The sequence below is a fragment of the Tuberibacillus sp. Marseille-P3662 genome, assembly GCF_900178005.1.
Taxonomy (GTDB): Bacteria; Bacillota; Bacilli; order Bacillales; family Sporolactobacillaceae; genus Marseille-P3662.
The window spans coordinates 240,154-260,728 of sequence record NZ_FXBS01000005.1 but is presented as its reverse complement, the minus strand read 5'-3'; the positions used below and the strand labels follow the sequence as shown (position 1 = coordinate 260,728).

Here is a 20,575-nt window from a genome sequence, read left to right as displayed (position 1 = left end):
TTTATTAAAAAAACCATCAGCATAAAACTGATGGCTTCTATACTGGCTCCGGTTGAAATGTTTCGGTCATAAACCGGTGGATGGCATGGTTAAAGGGTTCATGAAAGCGACTAGGTAGCTGGTGAGTCCCGCCTTGGATGATCGCTGTGCGCGCATAAGGCAATTGCTCCTGGTAATACCGGGCATGCGGCTTGATGTGATAACTTTTTTGCCCATATAATAGTAAAAATGGAATAGCCTTAAGTTCCGCTAGTTGATTTTTACAATCATAATATAAACTTTCAATATAAAAATTCAGCACTGTCCTTGGATCTGCCTTTTGTCCATAAGTGAAAAAGGTTTTCTCATCCCGATCTGTGATTTTATGCGTTTTAGCAAGCACTTTTGATAAAAATGCCTGTTTGCCTGCCTTGATCGCTCCAATGCCCATGTTAAATTCCTGCCTGAGACTCCATGTATCGACACTTGGAAAACCGCCGGATAAAACGATTCCTCCGACCCTGTCTGGATAATGAAGGGCAAAGTCTTGTGCAACAGTTCCACCACTGGAATAGCCAACGAGAATCGGCTTTTTGAGACCTAGATATTCAATCAACTGTTTTAAGTCCGCAGTATGATTGCGCAAATGTACATGCTCCGGCTTGTGAGTACTACGCCCATGCCCGCGGCAGTCATAAAAAATGGTCTGATAATGGGAACTTAAGGCCCGCTGATAATGCATCACCACATGACCCATTAACGGCGGATGAATGAAGATCATCGGCTGACCCTTACCAAAAGTTTCATAAAATATATCAATGCCATCCGTTGTCATGAATTTCGGCATATTGAATCACTCCAACTGTGTGTTCTTTCTCATCTTCCATCTTATTGTGATTAAAAATCGATGAAAACATACAAAAAAGATTGGAGTCAGTTGTTCCTTGGAAAGCGCATGGGGCAATTGGGACTGCCGGCCATGATGGCCACTATCCCGTGATTGGACCATTAAGGGTGTGGTGTTCCATTGATGGTGCGCTGTCCCATGATTGTCCCGTACTGCAACAAAAGCGTCCCGCATTGTAAAAATTCTGTCCCGCAAATCTTGAATCAAGGAACGCTCTTGTCCCATAGGGCGTGCGCTGTCCCATGATTGTCCCATACTGCAACAAAAGCGTCCCGCATTGTAATGATTCTGTCCCGCAATGCATGAACCAAGGAACGCTCTTGTCCCATAGAAGGCGCGTAGTCCCGTGATTGTCCCGTACTGCAACAAAAGCGTCCCGCATTGTAATGATTCTGTCCCGCAAATCTTGAATCAAGGAACGCTCTTGTCCCATAGAAGGCGCGCTGTCCCGTGATTGTCCCGTACTGCAACAAAAGCGTCCCGCATTGTAATGATTCTGTCCCGCAATGCATGAACCAAGGAACGCTCTTGTCCCATAGAAGGCGCGCTGTCCCGTGATTGTCCCGTTTCGCAACAAAAGCGTCCCGCATTGTAATGATTCTGTCCCGCAAATCTTGAATCAAGGAACGCTCTTGTCCCATAGAAGGCGCGTAGTCCCGTGATTGTCCCATACTGCAACAAAAGCGTCCCGCATTGTAATGATTCTGTCCCGCAATGCACGAACCAAGGAACGCTCTTGTCCCATAGAAGGCGCGCTGTCCCGTGATTGTCCCATACTGCAACAAAAGCGTCCCGCATTGTAATGATTCTGTCCCGCAATGCACGAACCAAAGAACGCTCTTGTCCCATTTTAACCACTTAATCGGATTCAGCCACAGACTAACAAAAAAGCACCTCTCAACCGAGAGGTGCTTCTTCTTGCGTTCCTGTTCTACATTTTTTCCGGTGCCGATACACCAATTAAGTTCAAAGCGTTGCTCAGCGTGATGCGAACGGCATCGACAAGGGCGACACGTGCTTTTGTTTTCTCTATATTGTTTTGATCAATCACTTTTTCAGCATTGTAGAAGCTGTGCAATGCGGAGGCGAGTTCAAACACATAGTTCGTCATCCTTTGGACAGCTAATCGATCGGCCGCTTCCACCACTGTCTCAGGAAATTCGCCAACTTTTTTCAGCAACTCAATTTCCTTTTCTGATTCAATATGACTGAAATCAAGCGTCTGAACGTCTGACACCCGATAGTCTTCAGCTTGTCGCAACATGCTGCAAATCCGGGCGTGAGCATATTGGACATAATACACAGGGTTTTCGTTTGACTGAGAGCGAGCTAAGTCGATGTCAAAATCCAAATGGGTATCCGAAGAACGCATTGCAAAAAAGTAACGCGTCGCATCGACGCCAACTTCATCCATGAGTTCATGCATCGTCACGGCTTTGCCGGAACGCTTGCTCATTTTCACTTTTTCGCCGTCTTTAAACAAGTTCACAAGTTGGATGATTTGGATTTCCAAGCGATCAGAATCATAGCCCATGGCTTGAAGCGCGGCTTTCATACGCGGAATATAGCCGTGATGATCGGCGCCCCAGATGTTAATCAGCTCATCAAAACCCCGTTCTAATTTATTGCGATGATAGGCAATATCAGGCGTCAAATAGGTATAAGTCCCATCACTCTTGATTAACACACGGTCCTTATCGTCACCGAACTTGGTTGACTGGAACCATAAAGCGCCGTCAGCTTCATAGGTATGTCCACCATTCTTTAATTGCTGTAGGGCGTCTTCAATTTCACCGCTTTTATAAAGGGAGGCTTCCGAGAACCAACGATCGAACGACACGCGAAAGGCTCCCATATCTCGTTTAATACTTTCAAGTAAGTGATCAACACCAACCCTGCGGAAATAGGCCACACGTTCGAGCTCGTCCATTGATCTGAGTCCCTCACCATGTTCTTTGGCAAGCTTTTCACCAATGGCGATGACATCTTTACCGCGATAGCCATCTTCAGGTAAGTCATGATCATAGCCTAGAGACTGATTATAACGCGCAGCAATGGAGTACGCCAGATTCTCAATTTGGTTACCGGCATCATTAATATAATATTCGCGCTCAACGTCATAACCCGCTTTGTCAAGCAAATTACACAAGGTATCACCGACAGCCGCCCCACGTGCATGACCTAGATGCAAGTTCCCTGTCGGATTCGCTGAGACAAATTCATTTTGTACACGTTTGCCTTGGCCATGATTCGAAGCACCAAATGCTTCACCCTCCGTGATCACGGTTGGAATAAGATTGGTTAGATAGCGATTATCTAAGAAAAAGTTGATAAATCCAGGGCCGGCAATCTCTACCTCCGTGATATATGCTTTTTCATAATTAATGTGTTCGATCATATCTTCGGCAATCTGCCGCGGCGCTTTTTTCGCAATGCGTGCCAACTGCATAGCCATATTGGTGGCAAAATCACCATGGGCTTTATCCTTGGGGACCTCTAAAATAACATCAGGCATATTTGTCTCATCAGCTAGACCTGCCTTAAGCACCGCTTGTCCGATCTCGTCTTTTAACTGCTCTTTGACTTGTTCAGCAATCGTCATTTATGTATGAACCTCCTGTATTTCAAAAATCAATTTGAACGCGCCCACCGGCTCACCTTGAATTTTTAAATGATAGCGTAAATCAATGTGGCCTTTTGCCTTTCCAGAATCCCACAGGATGGCACATTGCTTCGTGTTCGTCACCATCGTCATTTGTCCAAATGGATTATGGTAAACACCTTGGGTCTCCTCACCGGGGACTAAATGTTGGCGCATTGATACCGGACCTTTACGAATCACAACAGCTTCCGTATCATCCATTTTAATCGTGTTACTAACGTCGCCGATCCCTTCCATATTTTCAGTATACCTTAAATAATAGGTTTTATCTTTAATAAATAATTGCCCCTGTGTATGTGAAACCGTCGCTTCCCGCGGCATATCCGGGCGTTCAATCGTACTATTGAGTTTAATATCTACATCGTATTTGTCTTCCATTATAACCATCCTTAAAACGCTTTAACTTTTCTAGTATATATAAAATATCATGGCTTCTTCAAGTATGATCTGATTTCTCTCTTAAAACACGCCTACTTTTTTAAGTGCAAAGCTATGTTAAAGGTCATTATTGTATTTTATCCTTCGTTGATTGGAGAGGAAGGCGTTCGAGGTTCGGAACACTTAAACTTAGTGTGTTCCTCAATGCCACTTACTCAAGAAGCCTTTACTAGAGTCCTGCAGGAAAAGCAACAGCTGAAGACCCCGCAGGAAGTGATTGTCTTCCGAGGAGGCTGAAGCGTTGCCCCGCGGAAAGTGAACGCCTGGAGCGGAAATCAACAATCACGTTTAACAAAGCCTAAGTGTAAAAAATCCGCAAATAGCTCACAATATATGAAAAGCATCATTCGTTTAAATAGACAATCATTCATCCATACTATATTATGAGTATGATTTGGAGGTAAGTAGCCATGGAAATCGTCACTGAACAACGCAAAAAACTCGCAAAGCTACTTTTTAAATGGGCCGTCCGGGTTGCCATTGTGATCATTCTTATGATCGCCATTTTTACCTGTGGTGTCTTGTTGTATGCAAAAATTCTCGGCCCGCCTCCGCTTAAGGTGCCGCAAACAACCGTTTTCTATAGCAATAGTCAAGATGTCATTGGACAAATGGAACATCAAAATCAAAATCGTTATTGGATTAACCTCGATGAGATTTCCAAAAATGTCACTGAAGCCACTGTTTCGATTGAAGACCAACACTTTTATGAACATCATGGATTTGACTTTAAACGGATCGCCGGTGCAGCTTTATCCGACATCCAATCGTTGTCTAAGGTCCAAGGTGCGAGCACCATAACCATGCAATACGCTCGGAATCTGTTTCTGGATTATGATAAATCATGGTCTCGTAAATTAAAAGAAGCCTTCTATACGGTCCGGTTAGAAATGAACTACAGTAAAGATAAGATTCTAGAGGGATATCTGAATACCATCTATTATGGGCATGGGGCCTATGGGATTCAAGCAGCCGCGCAGTATTACTTCAATAAGGATGCTAGTGAATTATCCTTATCAGAAGCCACTACTCTCGTCGCTATTCCAAAAGGGCCAAGCATCTATGCCCCTGATACGAACTTAGAAAACAACCAAAAAAGGCAACATGATATTTTAAGCGCCATGGTAAAAGCGGGTGATATCACTCGGGAAAAGGCTGAGCAAGTCAGTCAGCAAACCGTGAACCTTAACATTCAAGATAACCCGGCATCGGACAATATCGCTCCGTATTTTCAAGATACCGTCACTTATCAATTAAAGCATCAATTAAACATTAACGAAAAGCAGCTCGTTACCGGCGGTTTAAAAGTCTATACGACATTAGATACTGACCTGCAGAAGAAAGCGAAACATCAGGTTGACAGTGTGATTCATTCCGATTCAGATATTCAAACCGCCCTCATATCGATGAAGCCCGAAACAGGGGCTGTCAAAGCGCTGATTGGAGGACGGAATTATAAAAAGGTCAAATACAACCATGCGGTCCAAGCTCAAAGACAACCTGGCTCAGCGTTCAAACCCTTTCTTTATTATTCAGCGCTGACCCAGAATTACACACCGTCAACAACGCTGGTTAGCCAGCAAACATCTTTCCGTGTCAACGGCGGTCAGGATGTCTGGCGTCTGCACAATTACAATAATGAGTATGCGAATGGCCCAATCACAATGATGCAGGCCCTTGCCTTGTCAGATAATATCTATGCCGCCAAGACCAATTTGGCCATAGGACCAAAAACATTGGTGGACACCGCTAATAAAGCAGGGATTTCTAGCCCGTTGAAAGCCATCCCATCATTAGCTTTAGGAACAAGCAACGTCAATCTTTTAGAAATGACAAGGGCTTACAGCACCATTGCCAATTACGGCGCCCGTGTCAAACCACACTTTATCAAAAAAGTCGTTAATTCCGACGGCGACGTCATTTACGAATGGCATCCTAAGAAACAGCAGGTCCTTGATCAAGCGACATCCTATGTCCTTGCGCAAATGATGACGGGCATCTTTGACCCTAAACTGAACGATTATAATAAAGTCACAGGCTCATCCGTTAAAGATAGTTTAACGCATAAAGTTGCCGCGAAAACCGGTTCAACTGATGCCAATAGTTGGATGATTGGATTTACACCTGAGCTCACCACTGGCGTTTGGGTTGGCTATTCTGATGGACGACCGCTCAACCACTATCCAGAAACATCCTATTCCAAAGATATCTTCGCCTTTTACATGGAATCAGCGTTAGAGGGCCAACCAGAAGATAGCTTTAAAGACGCTCCTAAAGATGTTGTGGCTAAATATGTTGATCCTGATACCGGCAAATTAGCAACACTAGATTGTCCAAATGCGCGCTTGACCTATTTTGTAAAAGGCAGCGCCCCACAGGAGTATTGCGATCTCCACGATGGTGACCATATGCGGCAACCTGGTGAGGAACCAAAGGACGATCGGCATGAAGACAAAAAAGAAGGCAAAAACTGGTTTGACAAATTTTTAGATCTCTTTTAAAAGATACAAAACCCGGAGTCTAAAGACTCCGGGTTTTGTATGTCCAAATAATATGTGTGTATCATTTACAGTTTACGTCTTTAAATGGACGTACACAAGTTTATCACAATTTGTTCAAAAAAAATTCAAAATTAGTCTAGTGCTATGTACAGTCCTTAGCGGTAGGCCGGATGTTTCCGATGTTTGAGACCAAAATGGATAAAACCGCCGCCAAGCGACCAAACCGCTAAGATCAACAAAGTTACCGTTGGTCCCATCGAAAATTCAGCATGACCCAAAACAAGACCGATGAACATACCGACAAATCCCGCAAGCGGAAGTAAAAACAAGAAAAATCCTCTTACCATATCACCCATTCCCCCACATTAAATATCAATAAAGAACCAAATAATCATCACTACTTGGATCACAATTTTGGCCACCGTTCCGCCTAGAAAACCCATAAGTGAGCCAAAAGCAACTCTGAGCGCATCCACGCTTGTCTTCTTTTGCAAGAGTTCAGTAATAAAGACAACGATAAAAGGGACAATAATTAACCCGAATGGCGGAAAAATGAACGAACCGACAATAACGGCAATTCCCGCCATACGCTCGCTCCATTTGCTTCCCCCGTATCGTTTAACAAAGTAGCTATTAGCAATAATATCCGATACAATGAGCAGAACGCTTAAGAGCACCATTGATATCCAGAAAACCGTGGACAGCGCCCCTCCATCGATGAAAAAGGCATAAAGCAAATAACCAATCCAAATCACCAGTGGACCCGGAATGACTGGGAAGACAATACTCACAAAGCTCGTGATAAAGGCTGCGATGATTAAGACCCAAATGATAATATCCACAAAAAACATCCTCTATTTGTCCATGTTGTTACTGAATTGAACAGCCATCCTTAAATGGCGTCAGCAGTGCATGCAACGTTTCCACATGCGGTAAGTCCAAACCGTGAGATTGACCTAAAGTTACTGCGCCACCCAACAAATGATCAGACTCTAAGGGTTGTCCTTTCCTAAGATCCTGATGCATGGAAGACGTCGCCTCATCTGGAAACGTCTGTAGTTGTTGCCCGGCTTGAGCTTTGATATCACGAACGGCCTCATCACTACAATAGTAAGCTGCTAAAGCTGTCATTTCTGTTAAAATCGTCTGTGCCAATTTTTCTAGTTGCGGGGTGTTTCTAATTGGACCAATCGACACCCGGGCTGCTGTCGTCACACCCGAGAAGGTCGTGATAAAAACGTATTTCTTCCACATTTCGAATGTGATGTCTTCTTTAAATAATAAACGAAAGTTAACTTTAGATGCTGTTTCTTCCAATTCCCGACAAATCGGCTTTTGCTTAGGGTGTAAAGGACCAAAGATGATATCATGCTGCTCACTGGTATGATGAACATGGCCCTTCTCATCCAGCGTTGCAATGATATAAGCTAGACCTCCCAAGACTTTGTCTTCGCCAACAATCTGTCCCAGGTGCTGAACATGAGTGATGCCATTAAGCAGCGGCAGAACAAACGCCCCTTTTTCCGTTAATGCCCGCACTGTCGGTAACACCGCTTCTAAATGGTAACCTTTAACAGCTAGAATCACCAAATCACAAGCTTCAACCTCTTCAGTCCGGCTCACGATGTCAGGATGCTCCAAACGTTCATCACCATATACACTATGTATGTTCAACCCCTGTTCCTTTATTTGTGCTGCCCGCCTATCCCTGACTAAAAACTGCACACGGTGCCCAGCAGATATCAGCCGTGTACCAAAATAGGCACCCAATGCACCGGCTCCAATCACAACAATATTCATAGCCCGCCATCTCCCTTACCTAATTCATCAGCCACTTGGTCAAGTTCATCAAGATCCGTAATGTCACTTGACAACAAGGGAATCTCCACAACCTCTTGTTCATCGAATGATGTCCTCACCCATGACCGGTAACCTTGTTCTAACTCTTGACGCCTGCGCCAAAAATCATCCTCCCCCTGATCAGGCAGGCACTTATTTACAATGATTGTACCAACTTTTAATCCATAATGTCCAAGTTGATGAACAGCCTGCTCCGCCTCTACAATCGGAAGTTTTTCCGGATTGACAACAAAAACAAACCCTGTCACCCCTGCATTCAATAATAAATCTCGAACTTCTGCAAATCGTTTTCGCCGTTGATTCAAAATCTCATAGATCGGGTCATCAGGCCGGTCGCTATCCCCCAGCCATTGCGAATAATCATGATGAACTTTCCGGCGCCGCTTAATCATGCCTTCGATCCACGTATTCATTAATTCCGGCAGTGTGAGTAAACGTAACGTATGACCCGTGGGTGCGGTATCAAAAACGATCTTGTCAAAGTGTTCGTATTCATCAAGCACAATGCTGACTATTTTATCGAATAATGCTGATTCATCCGTACCCGGGGCTGCCTGCGCCATATCAATCTGTCTATGAACCTCTTCAACCATATGCGTTTTCACGAGCCCGTTAAGGTTTGCTTTAACCCCTTCAATATAACGCTTCGCTTCCTTAGAAGCATCAATTTCCAACCCATATAAGTGATCTCCCAAGGGCGTCGGATCAGCATCGATGGTCTTGCCAAAAAGATCATGTAAGTTGTGAGCAGGATCCGTCGACACCAGCAGGGTCTTATACCCTTGCCTAGCTAAACGGTAAGCCCAAGCGGATGAGCATGTCGATTTCCCGACACCGCCCTTACCACCAAAAAAGATAATATTTTGTTCCATACGCGCCATATCTTTGCCTTCCCTTCTTAGCAACAACGAATACCGTCAAACGGTGATTTTTCCATGCCCATACGAATATGCCATTCATGAAATCGCTCAACGATGTAGGGGTATAGTTCAAGCGTGTAATATTGAACCGGATTCGGCAGACCAAGCAGTTCACTAAAACAAAGTAATAAAAACAAATCGTCCTCGTCTCTTAACTCGCGCTCAATTTCAGCTTTATGTGGTAAGCTGATCACTTCATCATAAAAGGCAATCAGTTGCTTCAATGAGAATTTTGGCGGCATAAGTTGTCCTCCCCTTTCTATCTAAAAAAAGAGACTGGAACAAAAGGATATGAATCACAGAATCATCCGAACTTGTTGATTAATCCGTTCGGATGATTTGTTGAAAGCAGTCATTCCTGTCATTGCTTCGTCAAAATCCTTCGCTTGCCGCGGGCACGGCCTCAGCTAACATTCGGCTTCCTGAGTACCCTGTTTGAGATTTATCCCAGCCTCTTGCCGTCACTCTTTTAACGACTGATCTGTTGGCGGTGTTTTTTGACTTAACGTTCGCAGTGACTCAATCACAATCCAGATAGCGAAACAGAAAATGACGAGACCCAAAATAAACAGCAATCCTTGGAATTCATGATCACCGTAGCCGGACCATTGAAAGAATACACTCTGGGCCATTGCCCAAATCGTCATAAACATGAGGAAAAACATTGGTATCAGGGTAATCACATAGTTGCGCCCTTTATTTTTCAACCAAATTGAGACGAGTAGCAGGCTAATCCCTGCGAGCAATTGATTACTCGTACCAAACAGCGGCCAAATGAGATAACCGCCGGAACCGAAGCCTTTTGGCCCTTGTGGTAAAAGCGCCAAAGCAGCTGAAGCAATCACACCGATGGACGTTGCTACATGCATTTTCGTGAGCACTGGCTTTTTATATTCAACACCCAGTTCACTAATAATATACCGCATCAACCGAACGGATGTATCCAAGCTTGTGGCCGCAAAACTAATGACAATAATTGACACAATGGTCGTTGCCACATTCATCGGAACGGCCAATCCTTCATGAGCCAACTGGGCAGCACCCGCGATGAAATTCCCGAGACCACCGCCTTGGGCCAAACTAAACGTAGCATAGTTTTCCATAAATGCTTCTTGTGAACTAAATAATGTGACAACCGCAATAATGGAAAGTAACGCGAGCGTTCCTTCACCGACAGCACCGAAATAACCTACAAACCGCGCATCCGTTTCCCGATCCAATTGTTTTGAACTCGTTCCTGAGGCAACGAGTCCATGGAATCCTGAAATCGCACCGCAAGCAATGGTTATAAATAATAGTGGAAACCACGGTACATTCGCTTCTGTGTTCATGGCTGGCGCCGTGACTTCGGGATTACTCAAAAACAAGCCTAGGAATAAGACTAACAAGCCGACGACGAGTTGGTGCGAGTTAATATAGTCTCTTGGTTGCAGAAGTTTCCATACGGGTAGCGTGGAAGCAATATAGGCATATACCATAAGAATAACAATCCAGATAAAGAAAGCCCAGCCGGTTACACCCAAGCCAGCAACAGTATGTCCTTCACCGCCAAACCATGAGACAAAGTCAATTTCTAAAGCAGGGACATAGCTTGTTAGCACCGCTATGCCATACATTATTGCCAGGGCAATAACTGAGGGTAGCAGCATATTCCCGCTCTTCTTATACACCTTATAACCAATCCATACCGCAAGTGGGATTTCAATAAATACCGGCAGGACAGCTGCAGGATACGTGACGAATAAATTAGCAATCGCCCAAGCGAATACGGCATTCACCATTAATACGAGAATCAAAATGATAAATAAAAATAAAATTTTAGCCCGACTGCCCACAATCCGATCTGCAATATTCCCGACCGATCGCCCTTTATGCCTAACGGATAGCACCAAGGTTCCAAAGTCATGCACACCAGCAGCAAATATTGTTCCGAGAACGACCCATAGTAGTGCTGGCAGCCAGCCCCAAAAAACTGCAATCGCCGGACCCAGGATTGGTGCCGCACCTGCCACCGAACTGAAGTGATGTCCCCATAACACAAATTTGTTAGTCGGAACATAGTCCACTCCGTCTTTATATTCATGAGCCGGTGTGACGTAATTCCGATCAAGCTTCAATACCTTCTGCGCAACAAAGTTGGAATAATACTTATATCCTAAGAAGAACGCAATGAATCCAAAGACAACCAACCAAATCGCACTCATTTTAACCCCCCTTTAAATTATTATTTAACTTTTTAGAATAGACACTATTATATATATTATATGAAACCCCTTTCATTCCTTTTTTGCGTGAATCATTTTCGTATCAATTCTCACGATTAGATCCACATTAAAAAACCAACCGCTGATAGATAACGGTTGGCTTACAGAACAACACTCACCAATACTAGACAAACCGGTCAAGGACACGATCGACAGACTGGGCGTACATTCCCCCAAAAGTATTGAGGTGAACGAGCAAGTAAAACAGTTGATATAAATGCTTACGCTCTTGGTACTCAGCTTCCGGCGGGAACACCTCATAGTAATGATCAAAAAAGTCTTGAGAAAAACCGCCGAACATTTCGGTAAATGCCATATCGAATTCATGGTGTCCGTATAAAACAGCCGGATCAATTAACACCGGTTCGCCTTCAGGTCCGGCCATAAAATTGCCGCCCCACAAATCTCCGTGCAATAAGGACGGGCGAATATTGGAAGGTATCCACTGATTAAGTCGCTCCATCAACGACTCCATTTTTCGACGTCGCTCTAAAGGCATGCGACCTACTTGCTCCCCATATTCCACTTGTTTCAGGAGGCGCTGTTCTCTATAGTAATCTACCCATGAATCATACCATCCGTTTGGCTGCCGCAGTTCACCGACATAGTTATCATTTGCCAGGCCAAAAGCTGAACCATATGTCGCATGCAAAGCTGCCACTTCCCTGCCGAGCCGGGCACTTGTGTCCATTTGTCTGCCGCCCCCGAGCCATTCTTGGACAAGGACGCCCATCTCATGGTCAGCAGGTTCATTGTAATATAAAACATTCGGAACCATGACTGTGTTCGTCTCTCTTATTAGCTCCAAACCTTCAGCTTCTCTACGGAAAAAATCCTGCGGCACATCAGCGTTCAATTTGACAAAGTATTCGCCCGCTTTGGTTTTGACGTAATAAGTTTGGTTAATACAGCCTCCGGAGACAGCTCGGGACGATTGTATCGCTGACTCGTCCCCCGAGCAGTGGAGTGCCTCTTCGATGATTGGTTCCAAGTGTCTTCACCCTTTATTTTCTGTCCATAATGTCGGAACATTAATGGGATTTTAATTGTTTGAGATAATCCAATCCCGATTGAATTTCCTCCATCGTATAATTTTGCTTTTTCTTCACAACTTGCACCTTGTTAACCAATGACGCTTCATCTAATTCATCAAAAAATAACATCGTCGATATCAGTTCAAGAAAGCGTGAATTCTGTCCATTTAACTGATGGATCAACGTTTGGATATCCGGCAATTCAATATCATAATGGCCTAAAAATTCTTCTCCTGATTCAGTTAAGACATATCGATACTGATGATAGCCCCCTTTTTCCTCGCGCGTCTCTTGGACAAACCCCAAATTGCCGAGTTCTTCTATTTGCAGGGTCAATTCTTCAGAATAAGGCCCGTAAAAATGGAACTGATATTTTTGTTGAAACGGATAATCCATCTTTTTTAATATGTAAAGAATCTTCTGCAGCTTTTTGCGGCCGACAACCTCTCCAGCATGGGAAAAAAGTGTCAACAACTTCGCATGATCCTCAAGCATTCGGCATCCCCCTATTGATAGAGTAATTCTTGAATTCGCGTTTTGACAGTCTCATCAGCGATGGCTTCAATAAAGTCTTTTGGAAAATATAATTTATGGTCGGTTCTTTTTTTACCTGAAATCGCCTCAACGACCGTTGACTCACGAGAAAGTTCACGCAAGTCACCTCCAGAGGTTAACAAATGAATCGGCAAGCGCTCGCCTTCTTCACCAGGACGATAAAAGTCATAGGGCAAATCCGAAGACGAATCGACAACCAAGTAGTAGCGTGGGTCGATCCCCGCCTTCGCAAACGCCTCCTTTAATTCGAAATAGTCGTTAAAGTTACTAGGCGTAAATTCAACATATTTAAATAACCGGCGGTTCATAAACCGTTGGCATAAGTCACTAAGAATTGAGTCTTCTTCATCTTGCCAGATTTGAAAATAGAACATAATGACGGCCTCATCCAATTTTATATACTGTTCAAGCGTGAGTGAATCGTCAAATAATGGAATTAAATGGCCTGGTTTTTGTTGGAACCTATATCCCTCATGATACAAATCTCTAGCCCGGCGTAAAATTTTCGATAAAATCACTTCGGCACTGCGGGTGACGGGATGGAAGTAAACTTGCCAATACATCTGATACCGGCTCATAATGTAATCCTCAACCGCATGCATGCCGCTTTGTTTGATGACGACTTGATCGTCTCTCGGCCGCATCACCCGCCAGATCCGCTCCAAATCAAAATGCCCGTAGCTCACCCCGGTATAATAGGCATCGCGCAGAAGATAGTCCATCCGGTCGGCATCAATTTGACTAGAAATCAAGCTGACAACTAATTTATTATCATACGTTTTGTCGATCACTTCAGCTACATTAGCAGGAAAATCGTCACCCATACGCCGTAAGACGCGATTAATCTCTGTATCTCCGGTAATCATTTTTTGCGTAAAAGCTTCGTGGTCCATACCAAAAATTTTTTCAAATGTATGTGAGAACGGCCCATGTCCGACATCATGAAGTAAGGCCGCGCACAAACAAAGCAGGCGCTCGTCATCATCCCAGTACGGCCGACCTTCGAAAACCTCAATGATCCGTCTCGTAATTTCATAGACGCCTAGGGAATGGCTGAAGCGACTGTGTTCAGCACCATGAAAGGTTAGAAAGGTTGTGCCTAGTTGCCTGACGCGCCGCAATCTTTGAAATTCCCTTGTTCCAATTAAATCCCAAATTAAACGGTCTCTGACGTGAACATAGCGGTGTACAGGATCTTTAAATACTTTTTCCTCTTCAAGCTTGTCCATCCCGTTTATCATTGTCTCCGTCACATCCTGTCTCATCATGTCATTATTATATCGGTTCCCAGATAAAATTTAAACAGCCCTTAGTCTGATGGTATTCTTTATAAGTCCATTCTAGCCGCTTGCCAGCGGATTCCCCGAATGTTTAACTTTTTTCACCGTATACTCATCATCCTTGACCATGATATAATTGGGAATATTATTGTCGATTAAGGAGAAAGTCCTATGCATGCACCATCGATCCTATCTCAATCCCAATGGCGTGTGATCGATCAAACGACACTGGGACCCAGCTTTGAGGCTAAACAATCCTTCGCTATTGATGATGCCTTGTGTGATTCCGTTGGACAAGGTCACTCGTCACCTGTCGCTCGAACCTGGGTCCATCATGACACCGTTATTTTAGGTATTCAAGATACTCGACTCCCTCACCTGCAGAATGGACTGAACTATTTAGAAGAACAGAAGTGTCACTATATCGTCCGAAATTCAGGGGGGTTGGCTGTTCCCTTGGATGAAGGGGTCTTAAATATATCATTGATTTTTCCCGAGGCTGAAAATGGGATTTCTATTAATACCGGTTACGAGGCCATGACGGATTTTATTAAAAAAATGCTTGTGCCCTATCATTTAAATATTGAAGCACGTGAGATTGCCACATCTTATTGTCCGGGAAGCTATGATTTGAGCGTTAATGGGAGGAAATTCGCGGGCATTTCCCAGCGGCGCCTGCGCCACGGTGTCGCTGTTCAAGTCTATCTCTGTATTGACGGTACCGGAGCCGGGCGAGCCCGCTTGATCAAAGACTTTTACGAACGAGCCCTCCAAGGGGAGCAAACGAAATTCGCCTATCCCCACATTGTCCCTGAAAACATGGTCTCGCTTGCGGAAATCACAGGCGAGGATCTCGATGTATCCAAAGTGATGGCACTATTTTATATGACCTTGCGCGAATTGGGCCAAATCACCCCATCCCAGCTTAATCTGGAAGAAGTCCAATCGCTTTCCAATTATTACGACCGCATGGTGAAACGGAATGAAAAAGTGTTTGGATGACTTTTGATTGACGAAAGTTAGGAAGGGGCTTCATTAAGAAGGGTTAACAACATAACATGGGTTTCATGGGGTGAAACATGGATAAATGAACTTTGTGAAAAATATGGATAGCTCCTACTGTCTTAAATATTGAAGGGCTCAAAGCTATACGTGAGCTTGGAATCTTTATAATAATGAGTCAAATTCATCATTCAAGACTAAAGCAGAAAACCCAAACATGTGTAAGTGTGCTTGGCCTGTTGATTTCCACTAGGCGGACGCTTTCCGCGGGCATGGCTTGAGCCTCATGCCCACAGGATGTGGGTAGGATCAGCGTTGTCACAGGACGTGACGCATTTAGCTGATCATCCTTGATTGCGCTGCGGGGTCTCAAGACTCATGCTATTCCCGCAGGAGTCGCCGCCTGCCGTTCCAATCAACGATGTTAACGCGCTGAATTAACAAACATTAATACATTAGACCATTCGAGTGTTCGGATCAATGATGAATATAAGCATTTATGAAATTGACTCAATGATCTCCCTTTTAAGCATTTGGATCTTAATCCAAAGTTTAATGATTGTAACATGAATCAGACAAGGCAAACTTTAACACGATGCCAACGACCACGTCTATACTGGTGTTGTAAAGTCTATAAACCAGACTAAAAAATAAAGAAAGAACCCACCTCGCTCCAACTAGGTGAGTTCATCTGTTGGATTATATAGTATTCATATTGATCTATGTTGTTTCTGAAATCATTGAATATACTTGCGTTCTTGTTACTTGACGTGTTTCCAGTATATCTAACATACTCATGTGGCGATTCGCTTAATGCTTGCGCAACAAAATGAGAATTACCGTAGTCATAATTATAGTAATTATCATATGCTCCAGCCATTGCGACTGATCCTGAAGCTAATGTTTTACTATCATTTTTTCCGTTAAGGGAAGTTGATTCTAGATTTAGTACTTTATTAATCTTTTTGGCCTGAACCTCTTTCTTTATTTGATCTGCAGCTTCCAAAGCTTTATTAATATCTTTTTGCGTAAATCCTTTAGCACTTTTAAAATCTTTTGGGATGGTTCGGTATGATTGCAGGTTTCGTATCTCTTGTAGCAGGATTTGCAACTGGCCCCGCTGGATGGGTTGCGATTGTAGCAAATTATGCCGGGGCTTTCTCTACATTCACCGGGCTGACCTCCATGTCATATGCTACCCATCAAAGAATGGAATATAGTAGATCCGCGTGTGCCTATCTAGAGAATGCGAGAGACAACATGTATTACTCTTATTGGGATTGGAGTAATGCCTCATCGTCTGTAGTAAATGGTTTTTAATATACCAAAAAGGTGTGAAATATGGATAAAAGAACTTTGCGAAAATTATGGATGGCTCCTTTAGTCGTGTTAATATTGCTGGATATAGGATTAATTGGTTTTACCGTCTTAAATATTGAAGGACTCAAAGCTATACGTGAGCTTGGAATTTTTATAATAATGATCTCCCTTTTAAGCATTTGGATCTTAGTCCAAAGTTTAATGATTATGACATGGATCAAACAAGGCAAACTTTAACACAGTGCCAACGACCACGTCTATACTGGTGTTGTAAAGTCTATCAACCTTAAAAAGCGAAAAATGAACCCATCTTATTAAGTAGAGGCCACTGAAGAACTGTCTGGTTCTTAAAAAAGTTCACTTGGTTTTCATGAAAAAACAGCTGTTTCGGATTTATTTTTCCGAAACAGCTGTTTTATTTGAAATGAGCGGACATAGCCTGTCACTTTTTATCTCATCAGCTTCAGTATTTTTTTTAAGTTGACGGTGAAAGTGGCCACCGCTCCTTGTATATGCATGCCTTCCAGACCCGATGATGAGGCGACCTCATACCCGTGTCTATGTTTTAATTCGCTATTCTTTGCCTCTACTTTATATCGCTCTTTAGCCTTTTCCTTAAATGGCTCACTATTTTGGAATGTCAGTTGATTCGTGTGCTCCTCTGATTTGATACGCACGGAATACGTTTTAAATTGAGCCCCCGTTGTATAACAGCCGTCTCTCAATGGGCATCGCTTACACCTTTCCACATCAAAATAATACGTCATCCGTTAGTTCTTACCCTCATTTTTCCGTTCTTGCTTCGCTTTTCGAATCGCCATATGACCTGCTGGACACACATACATACCGGCGTCCTTATTGAACTCAAATTAATCCTCTTCTTTACGGTTTCCATGAGAAACGGCCGGGTTCAGTTTCGCGACTAATTCTATATGGTGATCAGACGTATACTTCAGGTTGTCTTTATCGGAATAAGCGGCATCTCCAATAGTTGTGTCGATCGGCATCCCAGCTTCCTGGCTTTTTTCGATTAGGATTTCAAGTTGTTTTCCATCATTTTTTTCACCTGTGGTGACTGTCGCTGCGGTAATTATACGCTCTTCACTCATCGCCAGGTGAGTCTTGTACCCAAAAAATGAGGAATCGGCCGACTTATGGCCGACACGGGCGTCAGGGTCCCCGGAATGTTGGAGGAATGCGATGTCATCCTCCACGGTTTCCTTTAAGAGATTCAGGGCTCCTTCACCCTGGGATATTCTTTCAACGTGGGTTCTTTGTCGACCACCTCGACAAGCTCTCGTGTATAATCAATTTCAGCTTCGATGGTATCCACTTGAGGCTTCTCCGGGAACTTTTCTTTCATGGATTCATTAATCGAATAGATCTCTTTTCGAACCTTTTTGGATCGGTTGCGGAGCATTTCCTGCGGTGTCAGTTGATTGTACCTCGCTTTCGTATGAGTGGCGTCCACAATGATCGATTTGGATTGGATGATGTTTTTGTCGATGGCGATCTCAACTGTTTCTCCGATTAAAAGATCAAGGAGATCCTTGTCTTTTAATCGTTGACGACGGAAATGCATCAATAAACTTGAATCAATGACTTCTTCCTCCGGTGCCAAAAGACATGTCGGACGAGAGCACGTTCCACAAGGTCCGCATCTGATAACTTATAGATTGTTTTTAAGAGAAGATATTTGAACATACGAATGGGATGCACGACATTTCGTCCGTTATCATGGCAATACTTATCCTTGAGTTCATCATAAACAAAAGAAAAATCCACCAGTTCATTGATTTGTCTTAGCAGATGGTCTTTTGGAATAATGGCATCATATAACCCTGCATATTCACTTAGGTTCATCGATAGTTGGCGTTCAATCATCCAATCCCTCGCTTATATATATTACCCTTATTGTACAAGAAATCAGTCCACCTTTCTCCCAATATCGGAAGAAAAGTGGACTGATTTTAAAAATATTGGACTTTTTCAGTGGCCTCATTAAGTAGAGGCGGATTTATGATAACTCCTAGATAGATTGAGATTCTACACAAGTAAGGCGAGTAACCCCTCTTTATAAAAGTGTAAGAATTTACCCTCCGATTATATCCTTTCACTTTGCATTACGAAACATTTTTGTCCGTGGAAGACTTTCTTTGCCGCTGCCGCAATTCACCTTTCAAATGATCCACAAACCATTCCGCTTTTTCATCAGGCGCTGACGTAACAAGACTCACACCAACAAATAGGATCGACGAAATGAGCAAACCCCAAATCCCAGAGGCGAGATGCAACGGTGTACGCCCGGTCACTTCAAGATAGATCACCAAGACGGCCCCCGCAATGACACTGATCAACACACCCGCTTGGGTTCCCTTTTTCCAAAAGAATGTCCCGATGGTTGCCGGTACGGTCACGATCAGACCCGCAGATGCCGCCACAGAAAGGATCGCAATTAAATCTAATTCCAACTGCGCAAAAGCAAACGCCAGAACGGCAATCACCGGGATGATGATTTTACCTGCCAAGAGCTGGCGACGGTCATTGGTTCGCTTGGATGCATTTCCGTAAACATCCCGGGCAAACATCGACGACAGTGTGAGTAAAATCGAGTCAATCGTTGAGATCGCCGCCGCTAAAATCCCAACCATGACGATGACACCTAACACGGGTGGGACTAGATCGGATGACAATAATTTCGGTGTCGCCAAGTCAGCCGAGGCCAGATCCGGAAACATGATAAGGGCGGAAAAACCCCACATGACGGATACCATCGTATAGATGAATCCGAAAACTAGAAAAATTAATAACATGTGTCGTAAACTTTTCAGCGATTTGGGCATGAATAACCGCTGGCTTACTTGTGGGTTAGACAGACTGAAGAAAAACCAGGGTATCGTGAGTCCTAGAAATGTAAAGATGTTAAAATAGCCATTACCAGGAACCGTTAGCATATCGGCATGCTCGGTTTTTAAGGTAGTAAAAAAGCTGTCAAACCCACCCAGACCTCTAACAAGCAACAACACAACAATCGTGGCCGTCACGATCATGACTAGGGCCTGTAGTGCATCCGTCCACATCACCGAGCGAATCCCAGCAACATAAGAAAATACCACCGCAAGCACAGTGGCTATGACAACACCAACTGTAAACGGGATGGCCCCGTCTGTAATACCTTGTAGCAAATAGCCCACGCCAATTAATTGCACCGCACTATACGGAATCAAAAATAGGCAACTCGTCAAGGCAACGGCCATAGCCACAGCGCGACTGTTATATCGATCGCCGATCATTTCCGCCGGTGTCACATATCCGAATCGTTTGCCAGCGAGCCAAAACCGTGGTCCGAAAATGGACACGAGCGATACACCCATAAAATAAATCATTTCAAACCCGAAAGCCCCTACGCCTCCTTGGTATGTCAAACCAGCTAGACCGACCATCATGAACGCACTATAGGTGGTCGCGCTATAGCTTAACGCAGACAATACGCCGTTCATTTTTCGACCACCAAGAAAGTAACCTGATAGATTCGAGGTTTGTGTACCTTTACGCGACCCCCAAGCCACGAACAAGGCCAACACGATATAACCAGCAAGCGCCCACCATACCAACTCAGGATTCATCGTGATCCCCCCATGCTTTCGTGATCATGACATTAGCGAAAATAATCAAAGCACCAATGACGGCCCAAAAGAGAAAACTCCCATACCAAGCACTGATGCTTCGAAGCAACGTATAAGGGATGGTATAGGCTAATAACACCAACAATACAACAACCACTCCCCAAAAAACACTTTGTCTTGTCATTATAGAATCCCTTCCCCCTTTGTGAAATCATACACAAGATCAT

At 43.8% G+C, this 20,575-nt stretch carries 19 protein-coding genes and 1 pseudogene; 3 read left to right on the top strand and 17 right to left on the bottom strand.

Annotated elements, in window-relative coordinates; all coding sequences use genetic code 11:
* Positions 1 to 37 precede the first annotated feature (37 nt).
* The 4 genes from B9Y89_RS07375 to B9Y89_RS07360 all read right to left on the bottom strand — a co-directional run bounded on the left by B9Y89_RS07375 (position 38) and on the right by B9Y89_RS07360 (position 3,926).
* Positions 38 to 826 carry an alpha/beta fold hydrolase gene (locus tag B9Y89_RS07375; RefSeq protein WP_085522591.1) on the bottom strand — a complete coding sequence of 263 codons (789 nt, stop codon included), beginning with the start codon at positions 824 to 826 and terminating at the stop codon, positions 38 to 40.
* 263 nt (positions 827 to 1,089) lie between these two features.
* On the bottom strand, positions 1,090 to 1,668 hold the full coding sequence (locus tag B9Y89_RS07370) for a hypothetical protein (RefSeq protein WP_085522590.1): 579 nt from the start codon (positions 1,666 to 1,668) through the stop codon (positions 1,090 to 1,092).
* Between the two features lie 149 nt (positions 1,669 to 1,817).
* A complete protein-coding gene (gene argS, locus B9Y89_RS07365) occupies positions 1,818 to 3,488 on the bottom strand; it encodes an arginine--tRNA ligase (protein WP_085522589.1) in 1,671 nt (556 codons plus the stop codon).
* A complete protein-coding gene (locus B9Y89_RS07360) occupies positions 3,489 to 3,926 on the bottom strand; it encodes a YwiB family protein (RefSeq protein ID WP_176222142.1) in 438 nt (145 codons plus the stop codon).
* A gap of 470 nt (positions 3,927 to 4,396) precedes the next feature.
* Between B9Y89_RS07360 and B9Y89_RS07355 the strand changes: the two genes are divergently transcribed.
* On the top strand, positions 4,397 to 6,487 hold the full coding sequence (locus B9Y89_RS07355) for a transglycosylase domain-containing protein (protein WP_085522587.1): 2,091 nt from the start codon (positions 4,397 to 4,399) through the stop codon (positions 6,485 to 6,487).
* 155 nt (positions 6,488 to 6,642) lie between these two features.
* On the opposite strand, the gene B9Y89_RS07350 is transcribed toward B9Y89_RS07355, so the two are convergent.
* The 9 genes from B9Y89_RS07350 to B9Y89_RS07310 form a co-directional block, all read right to left on the bottom strand.
* Positions 6,643 to 6,834, bottom strand: coding sequence for a hypothetical protein (locus B9Y89_RS07350; RefSeq protein WP_085522586.1), 192 nt, complete (start codon positions 6,832 to 6,834; stop codon positions 6,643 to 6,645).
* An 18-nt stretch (positions 6,835 to 6,852) separates the two neighbouring features.
* On the bottom strand, positions 6,853 to 7,338 hold the full coding sequence (locus tag B9Y89_RS07345) for a DUF456 domain-containing protein (protein ID WP_176222141.1): 486 nt from the start codon (positions 7,336 to 7,338) through the stop codon (positions 6,853 to 6,855).
* Positions 7,339 to 7,357: 19 nt separating this feature from the next.
* Positions 7,358 to 8,287 (bottom strand): ketopantoate reductase family protein, encoded by a 930-nt coding sequence (locus tag B9Y89_RS07340; protein WP_085522584.1) that lies wholly within the window; start codon positions 8,285 to 8,287, stop codon positions 7,358 to 7,360.
* Complete coding sequence (locus B9Y89_RS07335) at positions 8,284 to 9,228, bottom strand: ArsA family ATPase (RefSeq protein ID WP_085522583.1); 945 nt, start codon at positions 9,226 to 9,228, stop codon at positions 8,284 to 8,286. Before B9Y89_RS07335 ends, B9Y89_RS07340 begins: the two co-directional genes overlap by 4 nt.
* A gap of 17 nt (positions 9,229 to 9,245) precedes the next feature.
* Positions 9,246 to 9,509 carry a cory-CC-star protein gene (locus tag B9Y89_RS07330; protein WP_085522582.1) on the bottom strand — a complete coding sequence of 88 codons (264 nt, stop codon included), beginning with the start codon at positions 9,507 to 9,509 and terminating at the stop codon, positions 9,246 to 9,248.
* Positions 9,510 to 9,728: 219 nt separating this feature from the next.
* Complete coding sequence (locus B9Y89_RS07325; protein WP_085522581.1) at positions 9,729 to 11,471, bottom strand: carbon starvation CstA family protein; 1,743 nt, start codon at positions 11,469 to 11,471, stop codon at positions 9,729 to 9,731.
* Between the two features lie 184 nt (positions 11,472 to 11,655).
* Complete coding sequence (locus tag B9Y89_RS07320) at positions 11,656 to 12,522, bottom strand: fructosamine kinase family protein (protein ID WP_254901204.1); 867 nt, start codon at positions 12,520 to 12,522, stop codon at positions 11,656 to 11,658.
* 40 nt (positions 12,523 to 12,562) lie between these two features.
* The gene (locus B9Y89_RS07315) at positions 12,563 to 13,060 is read right to left on the bottom strand and encodes a YwgA family protein (RefSeq protein ID WP_085522580.1); all 498 of its coding nucleotides are present in this window, start codon (positions 13,058 to 13,060) and stop codon (positions 12,563 to 12,565) included.
* An 11-nt stretch (positions 13,061 to 13,071) separates the two neighbouring features.
* The gene (locus B9Y89_RS07310) at positions 13,072 to 14,361 is read right to left on the bottom strand and encodes an HD domain-containing protein (RefSeq protein ID WP_085522579.1); all 1,290 of its coding nucleotides are present in this window, start codon (positions 14,359 to 14,361) and stop codon (positions 13,072 to 13,074) included.
* A gap of 210 nt (positions 14,362 to 14,571) precedes the next feature.
* Here B9Y89_RS07310 and B9Y89_RS07305 point away from each other — a divergent pair, with 210 nt between their 5' ends.
* Positions 14,572 to 15,402, top strand: a complete 831-nt coding sequence (locus B9Y89_RS07305) for an octanoyl-[GcvH]:protein N-octanoyltransferase (RefSeq protein ID WP_085522578.1) — start codon at positions 14,572 to 14,574, stop codon at positions 15,400 to 15,402.
* Positions 15,403 to 16,045: 643 nt separating this feature from the next.
* On the opposite strand, the gene B9Y89_RS07300 is transcribed toward B9Y89_RS07305, so the two are convergent.
* Positions 16,046 to 16,513, bottom strand: coding sequence for a hypothetical protein (locus B9Y89_RS07300; RefSeq protein WP_139822748.1), 468 nt, complete (start codon positions 16,511 to 16,513; stop codon positions 16,046 to 16,048).
* Between the two features lie 230 nt (positions 16,514 to 16,743).
* Between B9Y89_RS07300 and B9Y89_RS07295 the strand changes: the two genes are divergently transcribed.
* Entirely contained in the window at positions 16,744 to 16,959 is a 216-nt protein-coding gene (locus tag B9Y89_RS07295) for a hypothetical protein (protein WP_085522576.1), read from the top strand.
* A 212-nt stretch (positions 16,960 to 17,171) separates the two neighbouring features.
* Here the strand turns inward: B9Y89_RS07295 and B9Y89_RS07290 are convergent.
* From B9Y89_RS07290 to B9Y89_RS07280, 3 genes and pseudogenes are all read right to left on the bottom strand, one after another.
* A pseudogene (locus B9Y89_RS07290) lies at positions 17,172 to 18,606 on the bottom strand (IS1182 family transposase).
* A gap of 239 nt (positions 18,607 to 18,845) precedes the next feature.
* Positions 18,846 to 20,348, bottom strand: a complete 1,503-nt coding sequence (locus B9Y89_RS07285) for a sodium:solute symporter family protein (protein ID WP_085522575.1) — start codon at positions 20,346 to 20,348, stop codon at positions 18,846 to 18,848.
* A complete protein-coding gene (locus tag B9Y89_RS07280) occupies positions 20,338 to 20,532 on the bottom strand; it encodes a hypothetical protein (protein WP_085522574.1) in 195 nt (64 codons plus the stop codon). Before B9Y89_RS07280 ends, B9Y89_RS07285 begins: the two co-directional genes overlap by 11 nt.
* Positions 20,533 to 20,575 lie beyond the last annotated feature (43 nt).